The organism is Streptomyces sp. RKAG337, from assembly GCF_023701715.1.
Taxonomy (GTDB): Bacteria; Actinomycetota; Actinomycetes; order Streptomycetales; family Streptomycetaceae; genus Actinacidiphila.
Window position 1 is genome coordinate 116529 of sequence record NZ_JAJOZA010000001.1, and the last position, 18750, is coordinate 135278.

The window sequence follows — 18750 nt, forward strand, 5'->3', positions numbered from 1 at the left end:
GAGAGGGCGGGGTCAGCGACAGAGTGCGCTGGAGGTACGCCGGTAGTCCACGTATCGGCACACCACACCGGGGTGCGTCGGGTTCATGCGCACATACTGGCGGCGGGTCCAACGCGCTGTCAATGGACACCTTCTGGTGTCTCATGGGCCGAGATCTCGCCAACCAGGCAGATCACGCCACCCCCGACACCGCCGGGTGGGTACGCGCCTCGTCCGGGTGCAGCCACAGCGGCCCGTTCCCCGTCACGATCCGCACCGCGCCCCCGGGCGCCCGGCCATCCCCGGTGAGCAGGCGCAGTTCCGCCTCGGTCAGGGTGCGGTAGCGCTCCAGCGCCTCGTCCGCGGGCATCAGGTCCGCGGACAGCGTGATCCCGGGCGCGGCCCGCAGGACCGCGTCCGCGTACTCCTCGTAGGGCCGCCAGCCGGGCACATGGACGGTGCCGCCGGGTCCGGTCAGCCGCAGGGTCGGCAGGGCGTAGCGGTGCCGGCCGTTGACGAACTTCGCCCGGCCGCCGTGCGGTCCCGGCCCGTCGGTCTCCAGCACACAGCGCGCCGGGGCGCGGGTCTCCCGCCAGTCGCGGCGCACCGCCAGTAGGGTGGCCGGATCCCGCATGTCCCGCAGCAGCCGCTCCGGATCGAGTTCGGGCACCCCGGTGACGGTCTCCCGCACACCGCGTTCGCTGTCCGCGGGCGTCCCGACGACGAACGTGGACTCGCGCAGCCGTCGCAGCACCCGCTCCGCGACCAGTGCGCCCTGCGCCTCGGCGGACTTCGCCGCGAGCGACGCCGGCCAGCTGCTGACGGCCACGCGCTCCAGCCGGTGCGCGAACGGCGCGGCGGTGTGCTCGGCGATCCCCGCGACGAACTCCCGGTACCAGCGCGCCTCCGCCTCGGGGTCGGGAGCGGGGTCGTCGCCCTCGTCGAAGAGGATTCCGCAGACCCGGCGCCAGGAGACGTGCCCGGCCTCCTCCGCGCCGCTCAGCGCGTGCCGCAGCCTGCGGAACGTGGGTTCCGAACCCCAGGCCCAGGGGCAGGCCGGATCGGTGAACTCCACGATCTCCAGGGTCGTTCCGGTGCCCCGCGTCACGCCGGTGCCACCGCACCCGCGCGCGGCGCGAACAGGTCCACCGGCCCCGGCCCGGCCGCCGCTCCCCCGTCCAGCAGCTCGGCGACGGTGATCCGCCCGAGCAGGTCCTCCGCCGCCGCCTGGACCGCGCGCCACACCGAGGGCAGCTGCCGGGCCGCGCCCGGATAGTCCAGTGCGTCCAGGCGCTCGCCGCGCAGGGTCATGAAGTCGCCGTCGACCGCGACCATCACCTCGGCCAGGGTGATCAGCCCGGCGTCACGGCCGAGCCAGTAACCGCCCTCGCAGCCGCGCTGGCTGCGGACCAGTCCCGCCCGGCGCAGATCGCCGAAGACGGACTTCAGGAAACGGAACGGAATCTCCTGCGAGGAGGCGATGCCCTCACAGGTCAGCGGCCTCCCGCCATCGGCGGCGAGCTCCACGAGCGCCCGCACCGCGTAGTCCGTCTTGGCCGAGATGTGCATGGGTACCGTCTTCCTCGTGAGGGTGCGTCCCTGAGCGGCAAGGGGCCCCGGCAAACGGCGTACCGCCAGGCCGGCGCTAATGGACACATCTTGACATCCATTCAACCCGCTCTCTACGGTCGGGGGCCAGGGCCGCCGGGCCCCGCCGTTCGCCCACCGCTGCCGCCTCGTGGAATGTCGGCAACGCCGGCCGCCGCGCCCGCATTCCTGGACGGCGGCCCGACCGCGCGGCGCCGTCCGCATCCGAGCTGTCGAACCCCGGGCAGGAACCACGATGACCTCGCACGCGCACCACCCTCCGCAGCCGGATCCGGCACGCACGCCGGAACGGACCACGGAACGGACGACGGAAACCGGCCCGGAAACCGGCTCCGGATCCGCGTCGGCCACCGCGCTCGACGGCTTCCACCCGGATCTGCCCGACCCCGGTCCCGCGGCGGGAGCCGACAGCTCGCTGCCGCTGCACGCCCGGCTGCACCACATCCGCGCCGGCTCCCTCGACGGCGACACCGCGCAGACCGGCGGCATGCGCCGCTTCGCCGCCATCAGCGGGCGCACGGTCGGTTCAGAACGCATCTGGATGGGGCAGACGCACGTCGCCCCCGCCACCGCGTCCTCCGACCACCACCACGGCGCGTCCGAGACGGCGATCCATGTCGTCAGCGGCCACCCCGAGTTCGTCTTCCTGGACGAGTCGAACGGCGTCAGGGAAGAGGTCAGGCTGCGCACCTCCCCCGGCGACTACATCTTCGTGCCGCCCTTCGTCCCGCACCGCGAGGAGAACCCGAGCGACGACGAGGAGGCCGTCGTCGTGATCGCCCGCAGCACCCAGGAGGCGGTCGTCGTCAACCTCCCGGGGCTGTACGTCCTGGGCGACCCGGGCACCGAAGCGGCGCTTTGAGCCATGGGCCGCACGGCCCGCCGGATCAGACCGGGAGCATCTGCTGGGGCAGGAACTTCGCCTCGGTGAGGTACTTGCGGGCACCGAGGATCGCCGAGGACATCGGATCGGCCGCCGGGAGGACCGGCATGCCGACCAGTTCGGCGAGCAGTTCGCGCAGGCCGCCCATGAGCGAGCCGCCGCCGGTCAGCACCAGACCCTGGCGCGCGATGTCGTCGGCGACGCTGGCGGGACTCTGCTCGAGTACCGCGCCGACCGTCTCGGCGATCATCCGGACGTAGGGCGCGACGACCTCGGTCAGCTCGGCCCTGGCCACCTGCACCGTACGGGGCCGCCCGGTCTCGCCGTCGCGGCCGGTCACCGACAGCGAGGCCGGGCCCGGGGCGCCGGCGGTGCCGCTCAGTTCGGTCTTGATGCCCTGCGCCCAGCGGACGCCGAGCGCCAGCCCGTGCCGGCTCTCCAGGTGCGCGGCGATCACCTCGTCGAAGGTGTCTCCGGCCGCTGCGGTGGACGACGACGCGACCATGCTGCCGAAGGCGAACCCGGCCACGTCGGTGGTGCCCGCCCCCACATCGACGACCATGCACCCGTCGCCGTCCCACACCGGCAGCCCGGCGCCGAGCGCGGCGGCCATCGGCTTGGGCAGCATCCGCACCTGCCGGGCGCCGGCCGCGTGCAGCGCGTCCTGCAGCGCCCGGCGCTCCACCGAAGTGGCCAGGACCGGGACCGTGACCATCACCCGGGGCGGCGCCCACGCCGTCCACTGCCGTCTGCGTCCCAGCACGTGCCACAGCAGCCGCGACGCCGCCTCGAACTCGGTGATCGCCCCGTGGCGCAGCGGGGAGGTGGCCACGATGCCGGGCGGGGTGCGGCCGAGCATCTTCCGGGCGTCCTCGCCGATGGCCAGCACCTTGTTGGTCCCGGTGCGTACGGCCACCACCGAGGCGCCCTCGCTCACCGGGCCGTTCCTGCTGTGCACCCGGGTGGTCGCCGTTCCCAGGTCCACCACCAGGTCGAGGGTGCCGGAGGCCCCGTGCGGGACGGGCGAGTCGGTCTGCTGCCGGCTGGTGAAGACGTTCAGCAGCTGAGGGAGCGTCATGGTGACTCCTCGGAGGGATACCTGGGACGGGCCTGACCTGTCGTCATGAAGGCATGCCCGCCTTCACGCGCGCGGTGGTGCCCGTTGCGTGTTGTCCCTCGAAAGAGTGAATCCCGTCGCCCCGGCGGCCGATGGCCGTGCCGAACGGCCCGGCGCCGGGTGCCCGCGGTCCGGCCGGCGTCAGATGCTGACGCCGTGTGCCCGCAGGTAGGTGAGGGGGTTGATGTCCGAGCCGTACTCGGGCCCGGTGCGGATCTCGAAGTGCAGATGCGGTCCTGTGGCGTTGCCGGTGGAACCGGAACGGCCGATCTGCTGACCGCGGTTGACGGGCTGCCCGGCCCGTACGGACAGTTGCGACAGGTGCCCGTACTGGCTGTACCTGCCGTCGGGGTGCCGGATGACGACCTGGTAGCCGTACGCGCCGCCCCAGCCGGCGGAGACGACCGTCCCGTTGCCGACGGCCTTCACCGAGGTGCCCGTGGAGACCGGGAAGTCGACGCCGGTGTGGTAGCCGCTCGACCAGCTGGCGCCGGAGGCGTGGTACGGGGTGCTCGGGCTGACCCCGCTGACCGGTGCCATGAAGGTCTGCGATCCGGACTGCGCCGGCTTCTGGGCCGGCTTCTGCGCCGCCTTGTGGGTCGCCACCGGCTTGGCGGGGGCCTGGGCGGGTGCCGCCTTCGCGTGCTGCTGCGGCTTCGCGGCGGGCGCCTGGGTCCTGGCCACCGGTCCCTTGGTACCGGTGAGGCTGAGGTGCTGGCCGGGGAGGATCAGGTCCGGGTCGCCGCCGACGACCTGCCGGTTGGCGGAGTACAGCTGGGGCCAGCCGCCCTTGGTGTGATGGTCCGCGGCGATACCGGACAGCGTGTCGCCGCTGACGACCACATACGCGTCGGCCGTGGTCCTGCCGGGCGTCGCGGGCGAGGAGGGCTTGGCGGCCGGCGCCGGCTTGGCGGGCGCGGCCTTGGTGGAGACCTTCACCGGTGTCTTCACGGGGGTGGTCTTCTTCGGGTGCGCCGGGGCCTGTTGCGGGGCCGCGCTGTCGCGGGTGAGCCCGGCCCGGGGGCCGCACACCGGCCATGCTCCCGGTCCCTGGCCGCGCAGCACCTTCTCCGCGACGGCGATCTGCTCGGACTTCGACGCGAGGTCGGCGCGGGAGGCGTACGCGGTGCCGCCGTAGGCCTTCCAGGTGCTCGACGCGAACTGCAGCCCGCCGTAGTAGCCGTTACCGGTGTTGATGCTCCAGTCCTGGGTACTCTCGCACTGCGCGACCTTGTCCCAGGTGCTGAGCGGCGCGGCCGCCGCGCCGCTGACGCTGATCAGCGGCAGGGCGAGACCCGCTCCGCCGGCGGTGACGGTCAGGGAGGCCTGCGAGACCCGGCTGGGCCGGTAGCGGCGGTGACGACCACGTAAGGGCATAGACCTCGTCCTCTTCCACGACCGGGGGCCGGACTGGCGCCCCACAGGGTAGACGCAACGATTTGGCCACCACAAGGGGCGCACGTGGAGCGGCTGTTGGGGCGGGCCGCACCGGATGGCCTCCGGTGCGGCCCGCCCCGCCGTCGATCAGTTGGCGATGTTGTAGCTGTCTCCGTAGACCTTCCAGCTCAGCGGCGGGTTGAGGTCGAAGTTGCCCTTCTGGAGGAAGACGCGCTGCTCGGTGTCGACACGGCTGGTGTCGCTGTGCGCCTCCTCGGTCTTCATCGCGGCCTTGCGGGCGTCGAGGAAGGCATTGAGGTACGTTGTCTCGTTTCCGCCCTGGGCGGGGGTCTTGGCCTTCTTCATGGCGGTCTTGCGGATACCGCCGAAGCTGGTGCTGTCGTCGCCCGGGCCGTGCATCACGATCGCGTCGTAGTAGGCGAACTGGCCGAGCGCGCGCAGGCCGTCGGCCTTGGCCTGGTTGACGGCCGGGTTGAAGTACACCCGGTCGCGCTCGTCGTTCTGCGCGGTCTGGAACGCGGCGTCCTTGGCGGCGGTCTTCCAGGCGCTCTCGAAGGCGGAGCCGAGGCCCGAGTGCGATTCGGTGCCGTTGACCTTGCGCAGCGCGGGGAGGTACTTGGCGAGGGCGTTGCCGGGCTTGCGGTCCGTGTACAGCTGGACGAGGTCCAGCATGTCGCCGGTGCCGGAACAGAAGCCGATGATGCCGGCGGTGTAGCCGCGGCCGTCGCCGATGTCCTCGATGTACTTGTACTGCGACTTCCAGTCCAGCGAGGAGTTCTCGGCGCTGGAGACCAGCTGCATCGCTATGTCCTTCTTGTGGGCGTCGTCGAGACCGACGCCCGCCGCGGCCTTGACACCGGCGCTGTGCGCGGCCACCGGCGTCGCGGCGTTGCCGTTGGCCGCGATCACCAGAGGGGTGGCGCCGGCTGCCAGCAGTCCGGTGGCTATGAGAAAGGTCAGGCGCTTACGGGATCGTCCTGCGCGGTGGTCGTTCACGTGCTCTCCGCTTCCGGCCGGGGGGCGGCCACTTCGGGGCTCGGGAGGTTACTCACGCCTTAGTTAGGAAACTTTCCTAACCGGGCGGGTGTATTCAAGCACCGCAACGAAGGAACGCCAAGAGGCAGTTCAATGATCAATTCCGGATCCGTTCGGGTTCGGCCCGAAATCGGCTCCGGATCGGCCCCGAATACGATCGGGGCCGACTCCGGTTCAGCTCCTGCGCAGTTCCTCGAACCAGCTCAGGATCTGCGGATAGGCCACGAACGGCGTCGACAAGTGCCCCGCATCGCCTGCGGGGAGGAGGGGCGCGTGCACCCCGTTCGCCCGCAGCTGCGCCTGGCAGTGCTCGCTGTTGGCGACCGCCACGTCCCGGTCGGTGCCGGAGGCGAAGATCCGCACCGGCACCCGCGGCGTCCAGTCCGAGCAGGTGGAGTCCCCGACGCGCAGCGCCTCGGCGAAGGCCCCCGTGGGGTGCCGCAGTGTGTCGATGAAGGCCGGGGTGAACAGCTTGCGCGGGTCGCCCGGCAGTGCCCCGAGGATCTCCGCGTCGCTGTGGCTGCCGTCGAAGAGCTGCTCCACGGTCCGGTCGTAGGGCGGCAGGAACGCCTCGGAGGTCGAACCGTAGAGCGGGTGCAGCCGGTTCCAGGACGTCGTGAAGTAGCCGAGGTAGTAGGCCGCGATGGCCGGGTCGAGCCGGCCGTCGAACGCGGCAGGAAGCTCCGCGCCGCGCGCGTCGAACGGGCCGCTGACCGGGGCGAGCGCCTGCAGCCTGAAGTACGGGTCGGCTCCGCCCTGCAGCGCCCGGCCGAGCCCCATCGTGGCCACCCCGCCCTGGGAGAATCCGGTGACCAGCACCTGCCGCTCCAGCGTCCGGCCGTGGCCGGCGGCGAACGTGCGGGCCGCGCGCAGCATGTCCAGCGAGGCGCTGGTCTCCGTGCCGATGTCCATGTACGGGTGGTGTCCGGGGCCGGTGCCCAGCCCGAGGTAGTCGGGGGCGACGGCGGCGAACCCGGCGCCCGCGAACATCACCGCGACCGCGCGGTCCGCGGTGTCCGGGTCCGTGGAGGCCACGCCCTTCTTCTCGGCGCGCGTGCCGTGTTCGTAGGAGACGGTCCGCAGCTCGCGGGGACCTCCCACCGGCAGGGCGACGAGGCCGCTGGCGGTGGTCGGCCGGCCGTCGGCGCCGATCGTGCGGTACGTGATGCGGTACGAGGCGGTCGCGTACCGCGCGCCGGGCACCTCGAACCCCTGGCTCGCGACATAGGAGTCCGTCTGCGTACGGTTCAGCAGGGCGACGGGCACGGCGGAGAGCAACGTGCCGCGGCCGTCCGCGTGTCGAGCGGCCGAGGTGGCCGCCGCGGGGCGGCCGTCAGCGGCCAGTGCGGCGGCCGGCACGCCGGCGACGAGGGCGATGACGAGCGCGGTGGCCGCGGCCCGGGCGGTGCGGTTGCCGCGGGCGGTGCGGTTGCCGCGGGCGGTGCGGTTGCCTTGGGCGGTGCGGTTGCCTTGGGCGGTGCGAGCGGAGCGGGACATGGTTTCTCCTGGTGTGAAAGGTGCGGTGAGCACTGGGTTTCTGCTCCCCTCAGCCTTCCGTTCCGTGCCCTGCCGCTCCATGGCCCCACACACCCGGCGGGGGTGGGGCCAGCAACACCCCTGCTCCGGGGGGAATCCGGCGTACCGGTTACCTCACCGCCACGCTCTGGCGCGCCGGAAGGATCCGGCCCTCCATCATCGCGCCCATCCCCCGCGCCACACACCCGTCCGGATGTTCCGCGATCTGCACCCGCAGCCCGGTGGCCGACCGGAGCAGCGAGTCCAGACCCGGCATCCGGGAGATGGAGCCGCCGAGCGTGAGTCCGCTGTCCGCGATGTCGACCACCAGGTCCGGCGGGCAGCGCCGCAGGACCATGCTGACCCCGTCGAGGATCGGGCGCAGCGGGCCGCGCATGGCGTCCCGCGCCGCCTGGGCGTCGGCCGTCACCGAGCGGGCCAGGCCGCTGACGATGTCCCGGCCGTTCAGCTCGATGCCGGGCTCGGCCGCGGGCGCGGTACCGCCGATGGCCTCGCGCAGCGACTGCACGGTCTGGACGGAGGGCGCCAGTTCATGGTGGCCCCGGAAGTACTCCACGACGGCCCGGTCGATGGTGTCGCTTCCCACCGGGACGGTCTCGGCGGCCACCACCGTGCCCATGGAGAGCACCGCCACCTGCGTACTGTCGGCGTTCGCCAGCACGATCATGGCCGCTTCCGGGTACTCCACGGGCAGTCCGCAGCCGACGGCCGCCGCGAGCAGCGAGTCGACCAGCTCGACACGGCGCAGTCCGAGCCCCGCCAGCGTCTCGAACGCGGTGCGGCGCGCGACCGGCGGAGCGTCGTAGGGAAGGCTCAGGGCGGCCCTGAGCACCGGGGTGCGCAGCCGGGCCCGGCGCAGTCTCGACCCGGCCACGTGCCGGAGCAGGCGCCGCGCCATCTCGACGTCGACCACCATGCCGCCCGCCACCGGCTTGATGACGAGCACGTGCTCCGGCGCACGGCCGGTCAGCTGTTCGGCGGTGGTGCCGATGGCGACCACCTCGCCGCGTTCGGTGTCGAACGCGACGACACTGGGCTCGTCGGCGATCAGGCCGTGGCCCCGCAGGTAGACCCGGGTCCTGTCGGCTCCCAGGTCCACGGCGACGGTGCACCGTCGCAAGCGCTCCAGAACCGGCGCCAGGGTCATCACGCGCTCCCGACCCCGGGGAGGTCCCCGGAAGACATGGATGTGGCCGGCCCGTACGACCGGGCGGTCATGCGAGCTCCTGGCTCGCCGCCCGCACAGCGCTCTCCGGCCGGATCTCGGCCACTTCCTCCGCGGCGGGTTCGGTGGCCTCGGCAGATTCGATCATCATGCCCAGACCCAGCACCGTGGAGAGCGCGGGGTCCTTCGTGATGTGCACCGGCATACCGGTCGCGGCACCCAGCATGGTGTCGAGGCCGGGCAGCACGGCGCTGCCGCCGGTGAGGATGATGCCGCGGTCGGCGATGTCGACCACCAGGTCCGGCGGGCAGCGCCGCAGCACCCGGCCGATGCCGCTCACCAGCGCGGACAGCGGATCGCGCATCGCGTCCCGCACCCCGCCGGTCTCCAGGTTCAGCGAGCGGGCGAGTCCGCTGGACACGTCCTTGCCGTGCACCTCGGTGTTCGACTGCGGCTCCGCCACCGCTTCGGACAGCACCTGGTGCAGGGGCAGCAGCCCCTGGTGCGGGAGTATCAGATCGTGGTGGATCCGCAGGTGTTCGAGCACCGCGTCGTCCATGGCGTTCCCCCCGACCGGGAGGACCTCGCCGGCGATGATCCCGCCGAAGGAGAGCACCGCGACCTGGGTCTCGGACGCACCGCAGATCACGATCATGCTGCCTTCGGGCTGTCCGACCGGGATCGAGGAGCCCACCGCGGCGGCGAGCGGGGCGTAGACGAGTTCCACCTGCCGGGCGCCGAGTTCCGTCAGCGTCTCGGACAGGATCCGGCGCGCCTGTGGTCCGGCGCCGAACGGGACGGCGGCCGCTATCCGCGGCTTGGACTGACGGAGCCAGGCCCTGCGCGCCTTGTCGCCGAGGAGCTGGCGCAGCATCAGGATGCCCATGTCCACATCGACGACGGTTCCGCCGGAGAACGGACGGACCACGCGCACGTATTCGGCGGTACGGCCGGCCATGCGCTCGGCCAGGCCGCCTACCGCGACAAGGCGCCCGTTGCGGATGTCGACGGCCACCAGACTCGGTTCGTCGACGATCAGTCCGGCGCGCTTGGCATAGACGCGAGTCCGTGCAGCCCCCAGATCGATCGCCAAGGTACAGCGGCGCAGATCGTGCAAGCTGTCGGTCACGGTGGTGCCTCTCGAACGGTGAATCCGGCCGCTCGTGCGGCGGCCTTCCCTTCACCATGAGGGCGGCCCCCGGTGATCGCCCGCTGGAATGCGCCGAGTGGGGACACCTCGGATCCGGGCGCGCCGGAAGCGTTCACCACGGGCGGACAGCGGGCGGAGGCGCGTCCGGCTGTCCGTAGCGGGCATGCACGCCGACACCGTCGCCGACGGCTCGCCCCGCGCAGACGCCGCGCATTTCACACGTTCGAGTGAAGCGCCCCTGCGGAGGATTGCCGGCCGGGGCGACCGGCAAGCGGACGGCTCCCGGTCCGTCAGGTCCGCAGGTAGGAGGCGCCGTTGACGTCCAGGACGGTTCCGGAGGCCCACAGGGCCGCGGGCGACGCCAGCCACAGGGCGGCGGCCGCGATCTCGGCGGGCGCGGCGACCCGGCCGAACGGGCTCTGCGCACGGATCGCCTCGCCGCCGGCTCCGGCCAGCCGGTGGGCGACCCGGTCGGTCTCGATGAAGCCGGGCGCGACGGACGCCACCGCGATGCCGTGCGGCGCCAGCGCGACGGCCAGGGACTGGCCCAGCGCGTGGACCGCCGCCTTCGTCGCGCCGTAGGCGGGATGGTCCGGCTCACCGCGGAAGGCACCGCGCGAGCCGATGTTGACGATGCGGCCGCCGGTGCCCGAGGCGATCATCCGGTGCGCGGCGAGATGACTGAGGTTGGCCGTGCCGAGCAGGTTGACGGCGACATGCCGCTGCCAGGCGTCGGTCCACTCCTCGTAGCCGGTGGTCGCGGGCGGGTGCGGGGTGTTGACGGCCGCGTTGTTCACCAGCACGTCGATGCCGCCCAGTGCGGCGGCCGCGTCGGCCGCCAGCCGGGCCGTCGCCGCCGGGTCGGCGAGATCGGCGCCCAGCAGGACATGGCCCGTGCCCGGCAGCTCCGCCAGGGTCTCCTCCGCCTCCTCGCGGCGCGATCCGTAGTGCACCGCCACCCGGTCTCCGTTGGCCGCGAAGGCCTGGGCGAGCGCCCTGCCGAGGCCGCGCGAGGCGCCGCTGACCAGCACGCGGCGGCCGGTGGCCGGGAACGGCGGGACAGCGGTGGAATCGGGTACCGGGCCGGTCTGGTGCATCGCGCGCTGCTTCCTGGAGGGGTGATCGAACCCCCAGCGTAGGAGAGCGTCCGCGCCCTACCGGCCCGGCCCCGTACCGGTCGCCCGGTGGTCAGCCGGCGTTGTCGGCGTGGGTCAGGGTCTCCCAGGCCACGAAGAGGTTGTCGGAGCCCGCGGGACGCTGCTGCTCGGTGAGCTGCTGGGTGTTGGCCATCGCGATGCCGAGCCGGTGGTGCAGCGCGTTGAAGCCGACCTCGGTGACCGGGCCGAGGCCCAGCTTGAGGTGTCCGCCGCACAGCGAGGCCGGTACGGCCGCGCCGAGCTGGTACTTGGCCTGGAAGCCCAGCGCCTGGCGCAGGCGCTCACCGACCTCGGGGTAGAGGTCCTGGCCCTGGATACGGGTGGTCTCCGCGATGTGGGAGATGGCCGAGATGCCGTAACCGGTGTGGGTGAAGTCGCGGCAGGTCTCCTGGGTCAGACCCGCGGTGAACGTGCGCTGGCCCTGCCAGTAGCTGATGATCTCCGCGCTGGTGTCGATGCTGCCGCCGGGCGGGGCCTTGGGGAGGGCGCCGTCGGAGGGCAGGTAGATGTACGCGGGCACCCGGCCGCGGAACCTGGCTATGGCCTTGTCGTAGCTGGTGCGGTCCTCCAGGAAGACCGAGATGCCGACGGCCGCCTCCATCATGCTCAGTTCCCAGTTCCCGTTGCTCTGGGAGCCGTTGATGACCTTCGGAAGGTAGACGGTGCGCAGCATGGTCGCGAAGCGGGTGACACCGGTCGGGGACCAGCCGGCCCCGGTGTAGCGGATGATCTCGGCGGCGCGCGGCCAGGACGAGCCGGCCCAGCCGGTCTGCAGCGGTGCGTTGCTGTTGGTGTGGTTGGTGATGACCGCGGACCAGGCGTCCATCAGCTGGACGGCCTTGTCGGCGTAGCGGTGGTCCTGGCCGATGTACCAGGCCAGCGCGTCGGTGTACGCGGCGATGGCGTCCTCGCGCTCGTCCGTACAGCCGTTGTCGGGGTTGGAGTACGAGCCGCATTCGACGACGGAGCGCGGCTTCGGGGTGCGCGACAGGGACGCGTACGGGCTCGCGAGCATCTTGTCGTAGGCGGCCTTCCAGGGCTGGGCACCCGCCCGGACCTGGGCACGGACGAAGTCGAGCTGGCCCCGGCTCACCAGCACGCCGGGGTGGGTGAACGCGGCGGGGGCGGCGGCGACGGCCGGGCTCTTCGGTGCGCCGGCGACGGTTTGGCTCCGCGGTGCGGCGGGTGCCGTCCTGGCGGCGAGGGCGGGGCCCGCGACCAGGCCCGCCGAGAGCAGGCCGGCGACGGCGGCGAAGGCGAGGACCAGGGTTCTCCGCCTGCGTGGGGGGCGCGGAGTGGTTCCGGTGCGCATGGGGTGGTGCCTTCCGGTGGGGGGTGGCGTCAACTCCCGAGATTCACACCTGTGAACACTGTGCATTGGTATGAACCATCGTGATGAGAGGCGAAGTTAGAAGAAGCCCGTGAACACGTCAAGGATTCGCGTCGACCCGGCCGTCGATTGGCCGGGTTTCGGACGAAGGATTCCCTTTGGCCTGCGGGACGGCGTTCAGAAGAGGGAACCCGGGCCCCGAGGCCCGCCCGGCGCTCCGCGAGTCGCGCTCCGCCCGTAAGCCTGTTCCCCTGGTAGGACGGATCCGCCCGCTCCCGCGGCGGGCATGTGGAGAGGGCGAGCATGCACACCAGTGAACTGACCCCCGCGGTCCTCGAAGGGCTGCGCCGGCCGCGGCCCTATCCGGCCGTCTCGCTGCTGATGCCCACCCACCGGCACCGGCCGGAGAACGCCCAGGACCCCATCCGGCTGCGCAACCTGCTCGAGGACGCCCGCAAGCGCCTCACGGACGACCCGCAGGTCTCGCGCGCGGACCGGATCGACCTGGAGGGGCAGCTGGACCTGGTGGCCCAGGACGTGGACTTCCTGCACGCGGAGGACGGGCTGCTGGTCCTGCTCGCCCCCGGCGAACGGCACATCTGGCAGCTGTCCTCCCCCGTGGAGATCCAGGAGCGCGTCGTCTTCGCCAACACCTTCCTCACCCGCAACCTCGTCGCCGCGCGGCTGTACGCCCGCCCGTACTGGGTGCTCGTGGTGTCCGAGGAGACGACGCTGCTCTGGGAGGGATCCGGCGACCGGCTGGTACCCGTCGAGCGCCACGGCTTCCCGCTGAAGCCGGGCATCCCGGACCCGGAGGACGCCGTCCCCGGGGCGAACATCGGCTCCGTCCCCGGCCACCAGCGCGAAGAGCGGATGCGCCAGTACCTGCGATCCGTCGACGCGGCGCTGGACAAGGCGCTGGACCAGGAGCGCCGGCCGGTCTTCCTGGTCGGTACGGCCAGCACCGTCACCCTCCTGGCGGAGCTGTCCCAGCACCCGCAGGATCTGGTGGGCCGGCTCGACCGCGCCGGGCTCGACAAGGCGCCCGCGCACGAGCTCTCGGAACGGCTGCGCCCGGTGTTCGAGGAGTACACGGCCAAGCGGAACGCCGACGGACTGGAGGAGCTCGACTCCGCGCGCGGCCGGCGCCGCTTCGCCGGCGGCCTCGACGAGGCCTGGCGGGCGGTCACCGAGGGCCGTGGATCGCTGCTGCTGGTCGAGGAGCACTTCCAGGCCGCGGCCCGCATCCAGGACGGCCATCTGGTGCCGGTCGAGGGCGGCACCGCCGCCGACGGCGTCGAGGAGGACGTCGTCGACCAGCTCATCGAGGCGGCCCTGGACAAGGAGACCGAGGTCCGCTTCGTCCCGGACGACTCGCTCAGCGACGACGGCCGGGTCGCCCTCGTCCTGCGCTACTGACCGTCCGGTGCCCGAACGGGTGACGGCACGGCGCTGGTGGGCCGGTCGTCCTCCCGCCGCCGGAGGGGCCTCGATGGCGGCCGCGATCATCTCGGTCGGCCTGCGGCTGACCGGGTACGACGTGGCCTCGGCGGTCTTCCTCGTGCCGGCGGTCGTGGCGTGGCTGCTGCTCGCGGCACTCTTCGCCGACCGGCTGCTGCTGGACCGCGGCACCTGGAAGGCGCAGGCCGAGACCCCGGCCGCGCTCACCTCGATCGCCGCGACGACCGTACTGGGCACCCGGCTGTCGCTCCAGGGCCGGCAGGAGACGGCGGCGGCCCTGCTGATCGTGGCCACGGTGCTGTGGCCGGTGCTGCTGCCGTCCGTCGTCCGGCACTGGAAGCCCCGGCTGCCGGGGGCCGGCTTCCTCGTCTGCGTCGCCACCGAGGGCCTGGCCGTCCTGGCCGGGTCCCTCGCGCTCGCCCAGCGGCAGGCCTGGCTGATGTGGGCGGCACTGGGGTGTTTCGTGCTGGGCCTGCTGCTCTACGCCGCGGTGCTGCCGCGCTTCGACGCCGGCCAGCTGCGGACGGGCAGCGGCGACCAGTGGGTGGCCGGCGGCGCGCTGGCCATCTCCGCGCTCGCCGGCTCCAGACTCGTCACCGCGTCCGCCGCGAACGGCCCCCTGCACTGGGCCCCTTCGGCGCACGGAACGCTGCGCGTGCTCACCATCGTGCTGCTGGTGCTGGACCTGTGCTGGTTCGCCGTCCTGCTGGTCTGCGAGGTCCGGTGGCCACGTCCGCGCTACGACGTCCGCCGCTGGTCGACGGTCTTCCCGATCGGGATGACGGCGGTGGCGTGCCTCGCCGTCGCCACCGCGGCGGACGTCCCGGTGGCGGAGACCGCGGGACGCGTCCTGCTGTGGCCGTCCCTCGTGCTGTGGGTGGTCGTCTTCGTGGGGACGGTCCGCTCGGCGCTGGCCGGCCGGGAGCCGCCGGCCTAGAACTCCGGGTCGGGCTCCCCCGCCGGGTCCTCCGCGTCCTCGGGCTCCGGCATGTCGCCGAACCCCTCCGGCTCGTCCGCCGCGTCCGGCATTTCCGCCGCTTCCGCCGCTTCCGGCTCGCGCTCCGTGCCGGAGAGCGTGTCCAGGATCTGCTGCCCGTACTTCGCCAGCTTGTTCTCGCCGACGCCGCTGATGGTGCCGAGCGCCGCCAGGTCCGTGGGAGCGGCCGTGGCGATCTCACGCAGGGTCGCGTCGTGGAAGATCACGTATGCGGGGACGCCCTGCTCCTTCGCACTGGCGGCACGCCAGGCGCGCAGCTTCTCGAACACCGGCAGCAGTGCCTCGGGCAGGTCGACGGGAGCGGCCCGGCGGGACTTGGCCGACTTCTCCGCACCGGCGGCCTTCTCCGGCTCGCGCCGCAGCAGCACCTCACGCTTGCGGCCCAGCACCTCGGCGCTGGCGTCGGTGAGCACCAGCGTGCCGTAGTCGCCCTCGACGGCGAGCAGCCCCTGGGCCAGCAGCTGGCGGACCACCCCGCGCCAGCCGGACACACCGAGCTCGGTGCCGATGCCGAACACCGACAGCGTGTCGTGGTCGAACTGGATGACCTTGGCCGTCTTCTTGCCGAGCAGGATGTCGATGATCTGGCCGGCGCCGAACTTCTGGTGGCGCTCACGCTCCAGCCGCAGCACGGTCGAGAGCAGCTTCTGCGCGGGGATGGTGCCGTCCCACGACTCCGGCGGGGTCAGGCAGGTGTCGCAGTTCCCGCACGCGGTGCTCTGCTGGCCGAAGTAGGCCAGCAGCCGCACCCGGCGGCACTCGACCGTCTCGCACAGCGCCAGCATGGCTTCGAGGTGGGTGCCCAGCCGGCGGCGGTGGGCCTCGTCGCCCTCGGACGTCTCGATCATCTTGCGCTGCTGCACGACGTCCTGGAGGCCGTACGCGAGCCAGGCGGTGGACGGCAGGCCGTCGCGCCCGGCCCTGCCGGTCTCCTGGTAGTAGCCCTCGACGGACTTGGGCAGGTCCAGGTGGGCGACGAAGCGCACGTCCGGCTTGTCGATGCCCATGCCGAACGCGATGGTCGCGACGACCACCACCCCGTCCTCGCGCAGGAACCGCGACTGGTTCGCCGCCCGGACCCGCGAGTCGAGACCCGCGTGGTACGGCACCGCGTCGATGCCCTTGCCCACCAGGAACTCGGCGGTCTTCTCCACCGAGGCGCGCGACAGGCAGTACACGACGCCCGCGTCGCCGGGGTGCTCGGTGCGCAGCAGTTCCAGCAGCTGCTTCTTCGGTTCGTCCTTCGGGGCGATCCGGTACTGGATGTTCGGGCGGTCGAAGCTCGCCACGAAGTGCCGGGCGTCCTTGAGGTTCAGCCGGGACGCGATCTCGCCGTGGGTCGCCTCGGTGGCCGTCGCGGTCAGCGCGATGCGGGGCACCTTCGGCCAGCGCTCGTGCAGCGCCGACAGCATGAGGTAGTCGGGCCGGAAGTCGTGGCCCCACTGGGCGACGCAGTGCGCCTCGTCGATCGCGAACAGCGAGATCGTGCCGCGGTCCAGCAGTCGCAGCGTCGCCTCGGAGCGCAGCCGCTCGGGCGCCAGGTAGAGCAGGTCCAGCTCGCCGGAGAGGAAGGCCGCCTCGACCGACCGGCGCTCGTCCAGGTCCTGCGTGGAGTTCAGGAACCCGGCCCGCACACCGAGCGCGGTGAGCGCGTCGACCTGGTCCTGCATGAGGGCGATCAGCGGCGAGATGACGACACCGACACCGTCCCGGACCAGCGCGGGGATCTGGTAGCAGAGCGATTTGCCGCCACCGGTCGGCATGAGGACGAGGGCGTCACCGCCGGCGACCACATGATCGATGATCTCCTGCTGCGCCCCTCTGAACGACCCGTAGCCGAACACACGGTGCAGGACGCGCAGCGCGTCGCTCGTCTCGGACGTCTCGTCGAGGGCAGCAGCAGTCATCCGGGCAGTCTACGAGGAGCCCGGTGCCCGCCATGACACGATTCCCCGTCCCGGCCGGGTTCGGCCGGGACGGGGACCGTCCGGTGTCAGCGCAGCCGCGCCGCCGCCGGGAGGCCGTCGAAGGCCGGGCGCGGGGCGGCCGGGGCGCGCAGCCCGCGGGCCTGCGGGGCCACCGCGGCGGTGGAGGTGTGCAGAGCGCCGTAGCCACCGACGAGCGGCAGGTCCACCCCCGAACGGGCCAGGTCGACAGTGATCTTCGGGGTGGTGTCGGCGGGCTGGATCAGCCCGCCGTCGGTACCCGCGATGATGACGGCGAGCCGGTGGCCGGCCGGGATCACATGGTCGGTGGCGGCCAGCTTCAGGGTCATCGTGTACGGCTTGCCCGGGACCAGCGGCACACCGTGGTTCAGGGACGCGTAGTGGCCGAGGTCGGCCCAGCCCCGGCTGAACACGGTGTGGTCCACGGTGGTGGTGTCCGCCGCCGTGTCGAGGAAGCAGGCGCTGTCACCGGCGGTGCTGTCCCCGAAGCAGGAACGGGTGGCCAGCGTCTTGATGCCCTCGCCGTCCCCCAGATAGTTCCTGATGGTGGCCGGGCCGAGGTCGACCAGGACCGCCGACAGGTGCGCGCTGGTGGTGGAGGAGGTCGCGGTGACGGTGACCGTGCCGTTGCCGGACAGCCGCAGGTCCTTGGTGAGGACTCCGGTGGTGAAGGCCGTCCTGGCGGGGCCGGCGGCGTCGGGCTGGGCGGCCCAGTCCTCCTCCCACAGTGCCGGGTCGTCGGTGAACGACGCGGTGCTGCCGTGGTCGGCGGGCTTCGTGCCGAGGGTGCCGACGCCGGGCGTGGTGCCGGCGCGCAGGTTCAGCCGCGTGTCGCCGGTCGCGGCCGGCGGCCAGACGCGGTCGGTGGTCCAGTGGTCGGGGGTGCGCTCGATGTCGGCCATCGGCTCGCGCTCGATGCCGTTGCGCACGCCCAGCAGGTAGTGGTCGAACCAGCGCTGCAGGGTGGGCACCCAGGCGGTGCGGCGGGCGTCGAACGGGTCGACGTGTCCGGTCTGCGAGAGCCAGACCTTGCGCTCGACGCCGTTGGCGGCGATGGCGTCCCACCACTGACCGAAGTTTTTCGTGCGGACGTTGAGGTCCTGCATGCCCTGGACGGCGAAGACGCTGGCGCGCACGTTGTCCGCGTCCTTGACGTAGTCGCGCTCGGTCCAGAACGGGGTCCAGTCACCGGTGCGCGGCGAGCCGGCGATGATCTTCTGCTGCTGTGCGGCGCAGTGGGCCTTGGCGTTCGGGCTCTCGACCAGGTCCGACAGCCACTCGGGGCCGTCCTGGAGCGGAGCGCCCTGGTGGAAGTAGTAGTCGTACCAGGAGCTGATCGCGCTGATCGGCACGATGGTCTTCAGACCGGCCACTCCGGTGGCGGCGACACCGTTGGCGATGGTGCCGTCCCAGCTCTTGCCGATCATCCCGACGGCGCCGGTGGTCCAGCTCGCCCTGACGGACCGGCCGCCGGCGCGGGCGCTGTAGCCCCTGGCGCGGCCGTTCAGCCAGTCGACGACGGCCTTGGCGGACCGGACGTCGGACCGGCCGCCGACGTCGACACAGCCGTCGGAGCGGTTGGTGCCCGCCAGGTCGACCAGGACGGCGGCGTAGCCGCGCGGCACGAAGTAGTTGTCGTAGAAGAGCGGCGCCTGCACGATGTCGCCGTTGGCGTCGTACGTCTTCAGCTGGCTCTCGTTGCCGCGGCCGCAGCAGGAGTAGTAGGGACTGGCGTCCATGATCACCGGTATCTTCCGGCCGGCCTTGGCGGGTTCACTGGGCCGGACGATGTCGACGGCGACGCGGTCGGCCTTGCCGTCCGCGTCGCCGTCGAGTCCGGTGTCCACCCAGACCGATTCGCGGATGGCGTCGGCGTAGGAGTAGTCGGGTTGGCTCAGTCCTTGCCGTACCGTCCCCGCGTCCCGGGTGTTCGCGTGTGCGGCGGTCGGTGCGGTGAGTACGGCGGCCAGGGCGGCGAGTACTGCCAC

At 72.5% G+C, this 18750-nt stretch carries 15 protein-coding genes; 3 read left to right on the forward strand and 12 right to left on the reverse strand.

The annotated features are described in order from the left end of the window. Positions 1 to 172: 172 nt before the first annotated feature. Positions 173 to 1087: a DsbA family oxidoreductase gene (locus LNW73_RS00580; protein ID WP_250988408.1), complete on the reverse strand. Its 915-nt coding sequence runs from the start codon at positions 1085 to 1087 to the stop codon at positions 173 to 175. Further along, positions 1084 to 1548 carry an RrF2 family transcriptional regulator gene (locus tag LNW73_RS00585; RefSeq protein WP_250979275.1) on the reverse strand — a complete coding sequence of 155 codons (465 nt, stop codon included), beginning with the start codon at positions 1546 to 1548 and terminating at the stop codon, positions 1084 to 1086. Before LNW73_RS00585 ends, LNW73_RS00580 begins: the two co-directional genes overlap by 4 nt. 274 nt (positions 1549 to 1822) lie before the next feature. On the opposite strand from LNW73_RS00585, the gene LNW73_RS00590 reads away from it, so the two are divergent. Beyond that, positions 1823 to 2449 carry a cupin domain-containing protein gene (locus tag LNW73_RS00590; protein WP_250988409.1) on the forward strand — a complete coding sequence of 209 codons (627 nt, stop codon included), beginning with the start codon at positions 1823 to 1825 and terminating at the stop codon, positions 2447 to 2449. Positions 2450 to 2474: 25 nt separating this feature from the next. On the opposite strand, the gene LNW73_RS00595 is transcribed toward LNW73_RS00590, so the two are convergent. The 8 genes from LNW73_RS00595 to LNW73_RS00630 form a co-directional block, all read right to left on the reverse strand. Beyond that, positions 2475 to 3548 (reverse strand): rod shape-determining protein, encoded by a 1074-nt coding sequence (locus LNW73_RS00595; RefSeq protein ID WP_250988410.1) that lies wholly within the window; start codon positions 3546 to 3548, stop codon positions 2475 to 2477. Positions 3549 to 3728: 180 nt separating this feature from the next. Further along, on the reverse strand, positions 3729 to 4964 hold the full coding sequence (locus tag LNW73_RS00600; protein WP_250988411.1) for a transglycosylase family protein: 1236 nt from the start codon (positions 4962 to 4964) through the stop codon (positions 3729 to 3731). Between the two features lie 147 nt (positions 4965 to 5111). Further along, positions 5112 to 5981 (reverse strand): chitosanase, encoded by an 870-nt coding sequence (locus tag LNW73_RS00605; protein WP_250988412.1) that lies wholly within the window; start codon positions 5979 to 5981, stop codon positions 5112 to 5114. Between the two features lie 213 nt (positions 5982 to 6194). After that, positions 6195 to 7517, reverse strand: coding sequence for a lipase family protein (locus tag LNW73_RS00610; RefSeq protein WP_250988413.1), 1323 nt, complete (start codon positions 7515 to 7517; stop codon positions 6195 to 6197). A gap of 148 nt (positions 7518 to 7665) precedes the next feature. Next, positions 7666 to 8703, reverse strand: a complete 1038-nt coding sequence (locus LNW73_RS00615) for a rod shape-determining protein (protein ID WP_250988414.1) — start codon at positions 8701 to 8703, stop codon at positions 7666 to 7668. Between the two features lie 67 nt (positions 8704 to 8770). Next, entirely contained in the window at positions 8771 to 9850 is a 1080-nt protein-coding gene (locus LNW73_RS00620; RefSeq protein ID WP_250988415.1) for a rod shape-determining protein, read from the reverse strand. Positions 9851 to 10161: 311 nt separating this feature from the next. Next, on the reverse strand, positions 10162 to 10968 hold the full coding sequence (locus LNW73_RS00625) for an SDR family NAD(P)-dependent oxidoreductase (RefSeq protein ID WP_250988416.1): 807 nt from the start codon (positions 10966 to 10968) through the stop codon (positions 10162 to 10164). Positions 10969 to 11059: 91 nt separating this feature from the next. Next, positions 11060 to 12340 (reverse strand): alginate lyase family protein, encoded by a 1281-nt coding sequence (locus LNW73_RS00630; protein WP_250988417.1) that lies wholly within the window; start codon positions 12338 to 12340, stop codon positions 11060 to 11062. A 321-nt stretch (positions 12341 to 12661) separates the two neighbouring features. Between LNW73_RS00630 and LNW73_RS00635 the strand changes: the two genes are divergently transcribed. Next, entirely contained in the window at positions 12662 to 13777 is a 1116-nt protein-coding gene (locus LNW73_RS00635; RefSeq protein WP_250979267.1) for a baeRF3 domain-containing protein, read from the forward strand. A gap of 19 nt (positions 13778 to 13796) precedes the next feature. Further along, positions 13797 to 14756 (forward strand): tellurite resistance/C4-dicarboxylate transporter family protein, encoded by a 960-nt coding sequence (locus LNW73_RS00640; protein WP_308407774.1) that lies wholly within the window; start codon positions 13797 to 13799, stop codon positions 14754 to 14756. Here LNW73_RS00640 and recQ read toward each other — a convergent pair. Together recQ and LNW73_RS00650 are read right to left on the reverse strand one after the other, a co-directional pair. After that, a complete protein-coding gene (recQ, locus tag LNW73_RS00645) occupies positions 14753 to 16723 on the reverse strand; it encodes a DNA helicase RecQ (protein ID WP_250988419.1) in 1971 nt (656 codons plus the stop codon). The genes LNW73_RS00640 and recQ overlap by 4 nt on opposite strands. 86 nt (positions 16724 to 16809) lie before the next feature. Then, a complete protein-coding gene (locus LNW73_RS00650; protein ID WP_250992762.1) occupies positions 16810 to 18750 on the reverse strand; it encodes a Xaa-Pro dipeptidyl-peptidase in 1941 nt (646 codons plus the stop codon).